The sequence below is a fragment of the Suipraeoptans intestinalis genome, assembly GCF_034091795.1.
GTDB lineage: Bacteria > Bacillota > Clostridia > Lachnospirales > Lachnospiraceae > Suipraeoptans > Suipraeoptans intestinalis.
This window is the reverse complement of record NZ_JAXFXH010000013.1, coordinates 26,343-38,998: the sequence shown is the minus strand read 5'-3', so window position 1 is coordinate 38,998 and position 12,656 is coordinate 26,343. Positions and strand designations below refer to the sequence as shown.

The 12,656-nt window shown below is 47.6% G+C and carries 10 protein-coding genes and 1 tRNA gene; 3 read left to right on the top strand and 8 right to left on the bottom strand.

Features of this window, described 5'->3' with window-relative positions; translation table 11 throughout:
* The first annotated feature begins 136 nt into the window (after nucleotides 1-136).
* Nucleotides 137-207, top strand: a tRNA-Cys gene (locus tag SOW26_RS04445).
* A gap of 97 nt (nucleotides 208-304) precedes the next feature.
* On the opposite strand, the gene SOW26_RS04440 is transcribed toward SOW26_RS04445, so the two are convergent.
* Nucleotides 305-937, bottom strand: a complete 633-nt coding sequence (locus SOW26_RS04440) for a lactate utilization protein (protein ID WP_154476796.1) — start codon at nucleotides 935-937, stop codon at nucleotides 305-307.
* Between the two features lie 303 nt (nucleotides 938-1,240).
* Between SOW26_RS04440 and nox the strand changes: the two genes are divergently transcribed.
* Nucleotides 1,241-2,575: a H2O-forming NADH oxidase gene (gene nox, locus SOW26_RS04435; RefSeq protein WP_334296367.1), complete on the top strand. Its 1,335-nt coding sequence runs from the start codon at nucleotides 1,241-1,243 to the stop codon at nucleotides 2,573-2,575.
* 154 nt (nucleotides 2,576-2,729) lie between these two features.
* Here nox and SOW26_RS04430 read toward each other — a convergent pair whose 3' ends face one another.
* From SOW26_RS04430 to SOW26_RS04405, 6 genes are read right to left on the bottom strand one after another with little or no spacing between them, the layout of a single operon-like run.
* Nucleotides 2,730-3,338, bottom strand: a complete 609-nt coding sequence (locus SOW26_RS04430) for a sugar O-acetyltransferase (RefSeq protein WP_276959283.1) — start codon at nucleotides 3,336-3,338, stop codon at nucleotides 2,730-2,732.
* Nucleotides 3,339-3,342: 4 nt separating this feature from the next.
* Complete coding sequence (locus SOW26_RS04425; RefSeq protein ID WP_154476800.1) at nucleotides 3,343-4,170, bottom strand: carbohydrate ABC transporter permease; 828 nt, start codon at nucleotides 4,168-4,170, stop codon at nucleotides 3,343-3,345.
* Nucleotides 4,171-4,182: 12 nt separating this feature from the next.
* Nucleotides 4,183-5,106, bottom strand: coding sequence for a carbohydrate ABC transporter permease (locus SOW26_RS04420; protein WP_320651959.1), 924 nt, complete (start codon nucleotides 5,104-5,106; stop codon nucleotides 4,183-4,185).
* A gap of 22 nt (nucleotides 5,107-5,128) precedes the next feature.
* Complete coding sequence (locus SOW26_RS04415) at nucleotides 5,129-6,412, bottom strand: sugar ABC transporter substrate-binding protein (RefSeq protein ID WP_276959279.1); 1,284 nt, start codon at nucleotides 6,410-6,412, stop codon at nucleotides 5,129-5,131.
* A gap of 38 nt (nucleotides 6,413-6,450) precedes the next feature.
* Entirely contained in the window at nucleotides 6,451-7,812 is a 1,362-nt protein-coding gene (locus tag SOW26_RS04410) for a Gfo/Idh/MocA family protein (RefSeq protein WP_276959278.1), read from the bottom strand.
* The gene (locus tag SOW26_RS04405; protein ID WP_276959276.1) at nucleotides 7,797-9,716 is read right to left on the bottom strand and encodes a DUF5696 domain-containing protein; all 1,920 of its coding nucleotides are present in this window, start codon (nucleotides 9,714-9,716) and stop codon (nucleotides 7,797-7,799) included. Before SOW26_RS04405 ends, SOW26_RS04410 begins: the two co-directional genes overlap by 16 nt.
* Nucleotides 9,717-9,866: 150 nt before the next feature.
* On the opposite strand from SOW26_RS04405, the gene SOW26_RS04400 reads away from it, so the two are divergent.
* Nucleotides 9,867-10,796, top strand: a complete 930-nt coding sequence (locus SOW26_RS04400; protein ID WP_276959274.1) for an AraC family transcriptional regulator — start codon at nucleotides 9,867-9,869, stop codon at nucleotides 10,794-10,796.
* Nucleotides 10,797-10,832: 36 nt separating this feature from the next.
* Here SOW26_RS04400 and SOW26_RS04395 read toward each other — a convergent pair whose 3' ends face one another.
* Nucleotides 10,833-12,221 (bottom strand): aminopeptidase, encoded by a 1,389-nt coding sequence (locus tag SOW26_RS04395; RefSeq protein ID WP_154476812.1) that lies wholly within the window; start codon nucleotides 12,219-12,221, stop codon nucleotides 10,833-10,835.
* Nucleotides 12,222-12,656: the final 435 nt, after the last annotated feature.

Genomic DNA, 12,656 nt, shown 5'->3' with positions numbered 1-12,656 from the left:
TCTATTCCCCGCCATTATAGCACAAGGCTCCCCTTTTTGAAAATATTTCGGAGCATTTTCCCTGCGGGTGAAAATTCCGGTGATTTTAAATTGACGAACCCTTTATCTTTTGATAGAATGAGAAAAGATAATCTTTGGCGCCATAGCCAAGTGGTAAGGCAGAGGTCTGCAACACCTTCATCACCAGTTCAAATCTGGTTGGCGCCTTCGCATATTTTCAGGGACATCGATCATCCAAAGCGGATCGGTGTTTTTTTATTTTCCGCCGTTTCTCCGCTTCTCTTCTGTTTTGCCCTTCTTTGCTTTAAAATCCCAAGGTATCGTCCACCAAAATGACTTTGATTCGGTTTTTCTCTCTGGAATATCTGGTGATCAACATCTGGCAGCAGATGGTAGAAGGCGTCTTACAGTCAAAGCAGGTTCCCAGTCTGCAACAGGGAGTGTCCAGTCCCAGCCGCTGTGTATTAATGGGCGCCGCCTCATTCCTTGTCCTGGAAATGGCATCCTCTACGCTTTTTACCACTTTATTCATCCCCGCAACCACGATCACGTTTCTGGGTCCGGATGCAATAAAAGAAACCCGGTTCCCTAGTCCGTCCATATTGACCAGTACGCCGTCCGAAGAGATCCCATTGGCGCTGGTCAGGAAATAGTCGCATCCATAAGCAGCTATTTCTATGTTCCTTCTTTCCTCTCTGTCTTTTCCCAGATCCCTGTTGAACACCTGAAAATCTCCTTCACAGACCGCCTGCTTCAATCCGATCTCTGCGATTGACAGGGATCCTCCCCAGGACACGCTGCTTCCTTCTTTGATCCACTCCAAAGCCTTTTCTTTCGCCTCTTCTCTGGTTTCCACGTAACAGGCTTCCATATTTCTGCTTTCCAGCGCCTTTACCACCTGTTCTCCTAATACTTTATTTCTTTTTCTGCGGTTCATCTTTTTTCCTCCTTCATGCGTTCGTTTGTGCTCTTCTTTACAATCCCCTTCCCCAACCTGTTTTTATTTTACACAAAATCTCTCCACATTCAAAGCGTCTTCTTTTTCTCGGCATTCTTTCCTCCTTTTATCTGATGCTTTACTCCTTTTTCCGGCAAAACCCTTTGTTAAAAAGAGTTTCGGATGATTTTTTTGTCCATTTTTCATAAATTTCTATTGCATTTTCCTCATTTCTTTTATATAATCAAGAAAATAACAATAGAAAACAGTTACTATTATCTTTATCAGATCAGAAAAGGAGTGATTCAATTGAAAACAGTCATCATCGGAACCAATCATGCCGGCATCGCGGCAGCAAACACTTTACTGGATACCTACAAGGATCAGGAAGTCGTTATGATCGACCGCAACACCAACCTCAGCTATCTGGGTTGTGGAACGGCTCTGTGGGTAGGAAGGCAGATCGAAAGCTATGAGAATCTTTTCTACACCAACGAGAAGGCGTTTGCCGAAAAAGGCGCAAAGATCCACATGGAAACATCTGTCACGGAAGTAGACTTTCAAAATAAAGTTGTCTGCTGTGAAAAAGCAAACGGCAGCAAGTTCCAGGAAAGCTATGACAAGCTGATCCTTGCTACCGGTTCCCTCCCCATTTCTCCCAAGATTGACGGACATGACCTGGACGGCATCCATTTCCTGAAGCTGTTTCAGGAAGGACAGGCAGTGGACGCAGAGCTTTCCAAAGAAGAGGTGCAGACGGTTGCCGTGATCGGAGCCGGATATATCGGCGTGGAAATTGCAGAAGCAGCAAAACGCCGCGGCAAAAATGTGTTGCTGTTTGATGTGGAATCCACTTCTCTTGCCAGCTACTATGACGAATGGTTTTCCAAAGACATGGATGAAAATCTCAAGAAGCACGAGATCGACCTTCACCTGGGCGAAAGAGCCACGGCTTATCTGGGCGAGGAACGTGTTCAGACTCTGGTAACGGATAAAGGCTCTTACGCCGTAGATCTGGTGATCAACGCCATCGGATTCCTCCCCAACAATGCTTTGGGAAAAGATCATCTGAAATTATTCAAAAACGGCGCCTACCTGGTAGACCGTCATCAGCAGACCAGCGATCCCGACGTATATGCCATCGGCGACTGTGCCAATGTGTATTCCAATGCCCTACAGCAGCCGGCCTATATCGCACTGGCCACCAACGCAGTCCGTTCGGGCATCGTAGCTGCCCACAATATCGGCGGCACACCTTTGGAATCTATTGGCGTGCAGGGATCTAACGGTATCTCCATCTTCGGATACCACATGGTTTCTACCGGCCTTTCTGTAAAAGCGGCAGAAAAGTTTGGCCTTTCTGTAAAATACACGGATTTTGAGGATTTACAGCGGCCCGGATTTATGACGCACAATGCCAATGTAAAAATCCGTATCGTATACGAAACTTCCTCCCGCCGTGTCGTTGGAGCACAGATGGCTTCCTTTGAAGATATTTCCATGGGAATCCATATGTTCTCCCTCGCCATTGAAGAAGGTGTTACCATTGATAAGCTGAAACTTCTGGACATCTTCTTCCTGCCCCACTTTAATCAGCCCTACAATTACATCACCATGGCTGCATTAAGTGCAGAATAGAACCCACTCGTACAGACAACCAGAAAAGACACAGGCTTCTGTAACCGGATCCGGCGGCGGATCTTCCCCGCCGGGTCACAGAAAATACCCTGTGTCTTTTTTGGTTGTCACGATTTTAGATTTGTGGCGCCGGAAAGAAAATCACGTCCTTCTGCTACAGGCGTTTTCTTACTCTGCACGGTATCCCGTATGCCACCACATTGGCAGGAATATCTGTTGTCACGACACTTCCCGCTCCGATCGTAGTATTCTCTCCGATGGTCACTCCCGGTAGTACGATCACACCTGCCCCCAGCCACACTCCGTTCTTTATATGCACCGGCCGGTTCATCTGGATCCCCTGCTTTCTCTGATCCGCCTCCAAAGGATGCGTTGCCGTTGCGATCGTCACATTGGGACCGATCTTCACATCATCTCCAATCCAAACTTCCGCATCATCTACCAGCGTCAGATTAAAGTTAATATAGACACGGTCTCCCAGATATGTGTGTTTCCCCCAGTTTGCCCGGATCGGCTGCTCTACTATGCAGGCTTCGCCCACTTTTCCCAACAGTTCTCTTAAAAGCCTTTCCCTCTTCTCCTGATCGGACGGCCTGACCTGGTTGTATTCGTACATCAGATCATTGCATTCCCACTGCTGTAAAAACAGCTCCTGTTCCTCCATGTCAGACAGATTTTTGTGCTGCTGTACCGCGTCTTTTTCCGCCATGCTCTCTTCCCGTTCCTTTCCGGCCACTTCTGCTCCGATGACATCCACAGTCATCGCCCTATCCTTTGATCCCGGATTGCGCTACCCCTTCAATAAACTGCTTCTGGAAAACAAAAAACAATAAAATGATAGGAATGACCGCCATAACGGCTCCTGCCATCTGCATGGGATATTTTGTCGTATACTGTCCCTGTAAGGTAGAGAGCGCCGGCCCAAGGGTCATCATCTTTGGCGATGTATTCACGATCAGTGGCCACATAAAATCATTCCAGGCAAATTTAGCTGTAAAAATGACCAGAGACACAATGCCCGGTTTTACAAGAGGCAGCATGATTCTCCAGAAAATCTGAAATCTGCTGCAGCCATCCAAAAGAGCCGCCTCTTCCAGCTCCTTTGGAAGCGAAAGAAAAAACTGCCGCAGCAAAAACGTCCCGAAAGCGCTGAATAAATTTGGCAGAAACAGCGCCGGTATCGTATCCAAAAGCCCCAGTTTTTGAATGATCTGATACTGGGGAATGAGAAAAATCTGTCCCGGAACCATAAGCACCGACAAAATGATCACAAAAATAATATTTTTAAAAGGAAATTCGATCCGTGCAAACGCATAGGCAGCCATAGAGCAAAACACCACCTGCGCGACCGTTGTTACCGCCGTAGAAATAATCGTATTCAGATATACTCTGGTAAATGGCAGCGCCGTTATGATCTGCTGATAAGCCGTCAAAAGAAATTTCTTCGGAAAGATCGTAGGCGGTATCTGCATCGCTTCCCCTACCGTCTTAAAAGAGGTCAGTACCATCCACGCAAAGGGAAATACCGTAATCCCAATCCCAAGGAGGAGCAATATATGGATCCATATCTGTTTTCCTATCCTTCTGTCTTTCATCTTTTCCCCTCCTTAGTCATAATTCACCCATTTTTTCTGTACAATCAGCTGTGCGACCGTAATGACCATGATCACAGCAAAAATCAAAACAGAGATGGCTGCCGCATATCCCTTGTATCCATAATCAAACGCCTGCCGGTAGAACAGCATTACCACCGTCTGCACATCCGCATATGCCGGATTTGTCTTTGTCACCATCATATACACTACGTCAAACACTTGAAAACCACTGATCACAGATGTGATCATCACAAAAAAGATCGTGGGTGTCAACATCGGTATGGTAATCTTGAAAAATCTCTGCAGAGGTCCCGCTCCGTCAATGGCTGCCGCCTCATAGTAGGTTCTTGAAATTCCCTGCATTCCTGCCAGAAGGATAATCGTGTTATATCCCACCGTCATCCATAATCCTACGATCATGATCATAAAAAGCGCTGTTCCGGAATCGGTCAGCCATCCATGCCCCTTTCCGCCCAGTGCCCTTATCACACCGTTTAGGATCCCCATTTTTTCATTGTAGATCCATTTCCATACCATGGCTACAGCCGCAGCCATGGTAACGGATGGTAAAAAATATAGTGTTCGATAAACAGCGGTTCCTTTGATTTTTGTGTTCAGTAAGGCTGCAATACAGATAGACAAAAACATTCCTGCCGGCACCGTTATGATTACATATTTCAGCGTATTCCCAAAACTCTTCCATACCTCTTCGTCCTGTAGCAGCTTTTCATAGTTCTGCAAACCCACAAAATTCGTTACATTAAACTTATTTACGCTGTTGAAGCTAAACCATATATTCTGCAAAAACGGCCAGATGTAAAATACCAGCAGTCCCAGTGTAACCGGCGCAATGAAAAGATAGGCTGCGATCCAGTCCTTTTTCTGTCTCCTGCTCACTCCTCTTTTTGCGCCTTTTCTTGCTTTTCCTTCAGCCATACGATCACCCATTTCGTTTTTCTTATTTTGTCAGCAGTGCATCTGCCTCTTTTTTCAGTTCCTTACAAACTTCTGCCAGCGGCTGCTCTCCATTGTATGCTTTTTGAAGATACGTTGCCTCCAGATCATACAGTTCTGCCGCCTTGGGGCAAACAGGAAGAGGATATGCCTTCTCTGCATGATTGGTATACGCTGCAAGATGATAGTTCGGATTTGCATTTGCAAAATATTCCTGTGCGTCTGTTCTTGCCGAGATTACAACTCCTGTTTCTCCCTGTATTTTCATTGCTTCCTTGCTTCCCATCCAGGTGGCAAACGCGATGGCTTCTTCCTTGTTCTTGCTTCCTTCATAAACTGCATACCCAAGACCATTGATGCAGTTGTCTTCTATCCCGTTGAACGTAGGGATCTCAACACAGTCGATCTTTCCTGCGATCGCATCATTTCCCGCATATTCCGGCACCATGTACGAACCGGCAAAATTCATTGCAAGCTGTCCTCCCTCGAACATGGCGTCCGCGGTTGTCTCAGAAAGTGCCGCCGCACTAGGTGACAATCCCTTGTCTATCATATCGATCCAGCACTGGATTCCCGCCTGCGTTTTTTCGTCTGTATAGCCGGTCTCTGTCTTGTCTTTATTCAGGATATATCCTCCGTTTGCAAATACTGTCTGGTAATACCAGGTCTGAAAGTCTACGGGGCACGCAAACGGATACACCCCATCCGGGAGTCCTGCTGCCTTTAATTTTTCCGCCAGCGCCACCAGGTCTTCATAGGTCATATCGTCTGTCGGATATTCTACGCCTGCCTTGTCAAAGATCTCTTTGTTGTACCACAGGGCATTGGTATCAAAATCCTTCGGCACAGCGTAGTTCACACCGTCGCGGACATAGTTTGATACCAGGGTTTCCGGAAAACTGTCTGCAATATCCGTCTTTTTAACCGCATCTGTCAGATCCGCCAAAATCCCGCCTTCCACATAAGCATCCAGATGCAGTACATTCAGCCAGAATACGTCCGGCGCCTTTCCGCCTGTCGCAGCTGCTTCCAGCTTTGTCCAATATTCTCCGCCCTTATACGGCGTCAGTTGAATCTCGATCGTAACATCCTTTTGTTCCTTTTCATATGCTTTCGCCAGCTGTTCCATGGCATCCCTTTGTTTTTCATCCCAGATTCCCAGGGTCAGGGTCGTCTTCCCGCTTTTTGCACTTCCTCCCTCGCCTTTTCCTCCGCAGGCTGCCAGCATCGTCACACTCATTGCCGCACATACACAAACGGCTGCCAGTTTTTTCCAGTTTCTTTTCATAATGCTCCTCCTTTTCTTTTCCGTTGATAAGACATTTATTATGAAGCCGTTCCGGTCATACCCGAAGGGCTCACATACACTTCCTGTAACGCTTTTACAAATTCTTTTAAAACTACCGGTTTTCCGCCACAGAGCCTGGACTGCTCTGCTGCCAAAGCACAGTAATGACTTTCCAGAGAACGCTCCAGGGATGTGATGTGTCCACTTTCTTCCTTTTTTCCGGAAACCAGTTCCAGAAATTCTTCCACCATACGCCGGTCTCCGCCGCCATGTCCGGAAAAGTCGTCGGACAATCCCATAACATCCACCTCTATCTCCGTGACTTCTGCATCAAACCTGCGAATACAGATTTCTCCTTTTTCCGGTTCCTGGGAATCCATATTTACAGTAAGCTCTCCCCGCGTTCCCATGAATTTTGCATAGCGGGAAACCGAGGAGGTAAATCCGCTCATAGTAAAGCTCATCGTCGTTCCGTCCGTCATATTCAGATTGACCACCTGGTGGTCTACCACGTTGTTGTTGCACCGATAAACACAGCGGCCATATTTTCCGGTCCGCAACGCCTCCATCAACGTTTCTTCACTGGGTCCTTCCGGAACAAGCACATCCAGCGGCCACTGGCGGTGCCCCGTCCGGTACCCAATGATCCGGTTGTCCATATAGATTTTTTCTGCGTCAAACGGACACTCCCGTCTTGCCTGACACCCATCCAGGCATCGGTCCGTACTTCCCTCCGGAGCGTTTTCTTTTTTAAAGTGATACATGCTCCCGTAAGAAGACACGGACTCACAGGTTTTTCCTGCCAGCCACAGATACAGATCCATATCATGGCAGCATTTCTGAAGGATCATCGGGCTTGTTTCGTCAGAATTTGACCAGTTTCCACGAACGAAGCTATGTGCCTGATGAAACCACCCCACGTTTTCCGTTGCCGCGATGGATACCACCTCTCCAATGGCTCCCGTTTCCAGAAGTTCCTTTACCTTTTGATAAATGGGTGTGTACCGCAGCACATGACAGACTACCACACGCCGCCCATATTTTCTCGCAGCCTCCTCCAGCCGGATACATTCCTGAAGGTCGGGAGATACCGGCTTTTCCAACAGCAGATCATACCCTTTTTCCAAAGCAAGCAGCGCCTGCGGTACATGCTGACGATCCTGTGTTGCGATGATCGCTGCATCTGCCATCCGCGTGCAGGCAAATAATTCTTCTGCACTGGTAAAACAACGCTCCTCCGGGATATGATACTCTTTTGCCGTCATTCTCAGCTTTTGAAGATCCGGATCCGCTATGGCAACAATCTCCATTTTTCCCGGATCCAGTCTGGCAAGCTTTGCATACTCTTCCCTTCCTCTGCTTCCCAGTCCTGCGATCACAACCTTTACACCTTTTTCCATTCTCCCACCTCTGTTTTCGTTCCTATTCTGTAGATCTGTTGGTAAAAGTCCACAGTTACTTCTGTTCCGTCTGCAAATTCCGTTTTCTGGATCCCCGGATCCTTGTTCACCATCGTATGCCTTACCATTTCACATTTTGCAATTTTTTGATGCAGCCTTGAAACAGCCTTACATCTTTCGATTTTTTCTTCCAGGCTGAGCCGGATTCCCTCGTCAAATGCACCGTCCACATTCGGATAGGCCCCGTCCCTGCAAAGATACGGCGCTCCTCCGTTTAAAAGCGCATAGAGCATATAGTCTTCCGTCTCACTGACTTTTTCCATCATCCACGGCACGATCAGACAGTCGTGATAGACCAGACTGAACAGGGGCACCGGAATCCCGTACCTGGGACTTCCCGGCTGACGGAGCATAAAATCATAAGGAGCATAATGACTGAATACCATGCTGGGTACACACCAGTCGCTTACTTCTTCGGAGCTTGGAAGAATCCCTTTTGACATCAGATAGTCAAAGCAGCGGTTTCTTTCCTCCTGACAGTCTTTTCTGGTCATCCTGTGGCGGGGATTGTTGCACTCGTCTCCCTCATTGCAGGTGAACACATCCAGATACGCACAGTCCAACTGGATCCCCTGCTCTTCCAGCGCCGTGAAATTTCTTCTGACATAATAGGGCGCCTGCGTTCCGCACAGGTAAGACTGCGGTCCGCCTGCCCATCTCTGATGTGTCGGGATGCTGCCGTCTACCAGACGACAGGCGTACTCTTCCTCAAAGCTGGCTGCCGATCTGTAATAATCCCTGTATTGATCGTGAATCCCAAACAGATCGCCACACCGATGCATGGTATCTGCCAGCTCTTTCATTCCTTCCCGGCCTCCGGCTTCTTTACATGGGGGCATATAGTCGGGATGATTGTTGTCGTACCCCGGCTCTGCCCATCCATCCAGATGCAGATACAGCTTTCCCGCGCCTTTTTGATGCAGGTCGGCGATCTCTTTTGCCCTTGTGGCAAATCCGGTCAGCCGGTTATTTTTATCCGGATGCTTTGCATCGTAAAAATCTGACTGTGGCTGCACATAGGTCTTAATTCCCTTGTGCAAAAAACTGCAGCCGATCAGCTCATCCACCCGCTGTACTCTGGCAGCCTTTTCTGCCAGCGTGCAAAGCCTTCCGTCTTCCTTTACATACCTTCTGTAAATTTTGCAGGCAGTATTGTAGTCTCCTTCTTCTATCAGGGTATACCGGGTTATCCGCCTGTACTCCATCTTTCCCAGGCTGGGCTCAAACCAGATCCCCACCTGCGTATACGGTCCTTGTTCAGGGTGCTTCACTCCATACCCTGCGTTCCACGGAGTCGTACAGATCGCCACATAGCCTTCTTCTCCTCTAAACTGTGCGAACCACGGCATATATCCGCCGGCTGTTCCAAAACGTCCTTCAAACGGAATCTCATCCAGCTTTGTTTCCCATGTATTTGGGATCAATACTCCCTGCTGCATATTCAGTACCGTATACCAGTCAGGGCTTGCTTTCTCAAAGGCCATATGTCCGGGCCAGTATACCCGCCGGATCTGCATCCCTTCTTCGCACAGAGGGATCCATTCAAAAAATACGTCTCCTGTACAGGCTTCTATCCAGACAAGGGTTTCAAATTCATAGGAACAGCTCTTTCCATCGCTCTCAAATCCTCCAAAGTGGCTACGGATCCCTGCCCCTACTCCATTTTCCACAATTTCATGCCGGATAGTTGTTGCATCTGTGAATTTCCACGTGTTCTCTTCACTTTCCATCCGGGGAACATATCCTTGGTCCCATTTCCAACAGGCTTCCCCCCTTAAAAGTGTAACGTTCAAGGTTGTCTCCTCTATCCTGATTTCTGTTTCATTCTTTTTTACGCTTAGCATGATATCCCCTTCATTTCATTGGTAAAATCACCAATTTTCTGTCAGCTTTTTACACATTATATTATAACTTGCACATAATTGTTTGATATTTCGTCCTTGCTTCTTGTCTAATTATCCACACCCTATTACAATATTGTCAGGAGGGCTTTTATGAGCTATGTAAAAACAGTACTGGAACATTCCATTGTTATCGATTCTATTATTACCATCCATTATTTCGAATACATGAAAAATTTTGAATTCCGCGGAGAAGCTCATGATTTTTGGGAATTTCTGTATGTGGACAAGGGAACCGTTGCCGTCTGCGCCGACCGTACCTGGGTCACACTCCATGCCGGTGATATCATTTTTCACCAGCCTGACGAATTTCATGCAATCAAATCTATCGGAAAAGATTCTCCCAACCTGGTGGCAGTTTCCTTTACTTCCGCTTCTTCTGCCATGGATTTTTTTATTCACAAAACCTTTACCCTCAGTAGGGAGGAGCGCTCTCTGATCTCCGGCATGATCGCTGAAGCCAGACAAACTTTGTCTACTCCCTTACATATTCCGTCCATCGAGCAGATACAGATAAAGGAATGCACCCCCTTTGGATCCCAGCAGATGATCCTCCTTCACCTGGAGCTGTTTCTGATCACGCTGGTGCGGGAACACCAGGATGAACACCACGCCTCCCGCCCTGTCCACAGATTTTCTCCGGTACAGGAGTCTGCTGAGCAGGAACGTCTTTCTGAAATTTTAAAATACATGGAATATCATATTTGTGAGCATCTCCATGTTTCCGATATCTGCAATACCTTTTCCATTTCCCGATCCGCCCTTCAGTCTCTGTTCCACAAACAGCTCCACTGCGGTGTGATCGACCACTTTAACAAAATGAAGATCCAGCGGGCAAAGGATATTATCCGGGACGGTACCATGACCATGACGGAGCTGGCCTATTTCCTTTCGTACGGCTCTCTTGCGTATTTCTCCAGGCAGTTTCGCATCTCTACCGGAATGTCCCCTTCCGCCTATGCTTCTTCTGTCAAAGGAATCAGCGATGGACTTCGGAAAGTCGATGACGACGCAGCTCCCTAGCTTCGGAAGCCTGCCTGCTTCTTCCTGCATTCCATTTTACAAAAAGGACGCCTCCAAAAATGCTTTGTAGCATCTGACGGCTTCATAAATATCCGCTTTGCTTGTCGTTTCCCAGGGGGCGTGCATACTTAATACCGCTACTCCACTATCGATCACTTCCATTCCATACACAGACATCAGATACGCAATCGTACCTCCGCCGCCTACATCCACTCTCCCCAGCTCTGCCGTTTGAAAACGTACTGAGGCCTTTTCCATAATCCCGCGAATCTGTGCAATATACTCCGGGTTGGCATCATTGGATCCACTCTTGCCTCCCGCTCCGGTATACTTGTTGAAGACAGGTCCCTCTCCTAAAAACGCTGCGTTTTTCTTTTCAAAGGCGTCCTCATACATAGGATCATATCCGGCGCTTACATCAGATGAAAGCATTTTTGAATTTGCAAGGGTCCTTCGAAGCAGCAGATCGCTGTAGTTTTCTCCCTCACGCAGCAGCAGATATTCCGCCACCGCATTTTCAAAAAACCGTGACGTCATTCCACTGGCTCCCACACTCCCGATCTCCTCCTTATCAACGAGAAGGCAGCAGTTGGTTCTTGTGATCTCCTGCGCCTCCAGCATGGCAAACAGGGAAGAAAATGCACACACCCTGTCATCCTGTCCATATGCCAGGATCATGCTCTGATCCAGTCCGCACTCCCGCGCTTTTCCTGCCGGTACGATCTCAAATTCGGCAGACAGAAAATCTTCCTCTTCCATGCCGTATCTGTCCCGCAAAAGCTTCAGAATCCCCTGGCTTACCGGATGCTCCCCTTCCTCCTGTGCACGGTTTCCGATCAGAAGATCCATTTGTTCCCCATCCACAAACTTGTCTGCGCTCTGCTCCCGTCTTTTCTTGTCCAAATGTGGAAGCAAGTCTGTGATAACCAGAACCGGATCTGTTTCTTCTTCCCCCACACATATCTCTATCTTTTCTCCGGATGTTTTGACGACTACCCCGTGTATGGCCAGCGGCAGAGCCAGCCACTGATATTTTTTCACCCCGCCGTAATAGTGCGTGTCCAAATAGGCAAGTCCTTCTGTTTCATGCAGTGGATTCTGTTTGATATCAATCCGAGGAGAATCAATGTGCGCACCCAGGATATTCATTCCCTGCTCTATGGGCGCCGCCCCTGCGTGGAATAAGACAAGCGCCTTTCCCATATAATCCAGATAGGCTTTATCTCCCGGCCGCAGTTGCTTTCCGGTTCCTATTAGCTCTTTCATATCCTGATAGCCTTCTTTTTTTGCCAGTCTGATTGCTGTTTTTACGCATTCTCGTTCTGTTTTCCCTTCATCCAGACAATGCCGGTAATTCTCCGCTGTCTTTTCCAGTTCTTCTAACTGACTGTTTGTGTAAGTCTGCCAAAGATTCTTTCGTTCCATCTTATTCCCTCTCTTTTCTTATATTTTTTGTTTCCCGAATTAGGTATCTGCCTCTATTATAGGGCAACCTTTTTTCAGACGACTCTCTGGATTATCCTGCCGAATTGCACAATCGTCCTGATCCTCCCTTTCTTGTACCACTCCTCTCCCTTTCGGAACAGATGCTCCGTAATTCCTGCCGATAGCTCCTCTCACCAGGGGATATACAAACGTCCCGGCCGGTGTTATAATAAACGGGATATCTATAAAAGGAGGCGAAATGTATGGACAGTTGTGATAGTCGAAGTATGTATGACGATGAAAAAGACCTGCCTTCCGTTCCAAGTGTCCGCAGCGGCGCCCTTTTGTAACGAAATTCCAGGCCTTTTTCCATCGTCCTTGAAACCGCACCGATGTGTGCCGCGTTTATGCGATGGATTTTTTATGCCCTTTTTT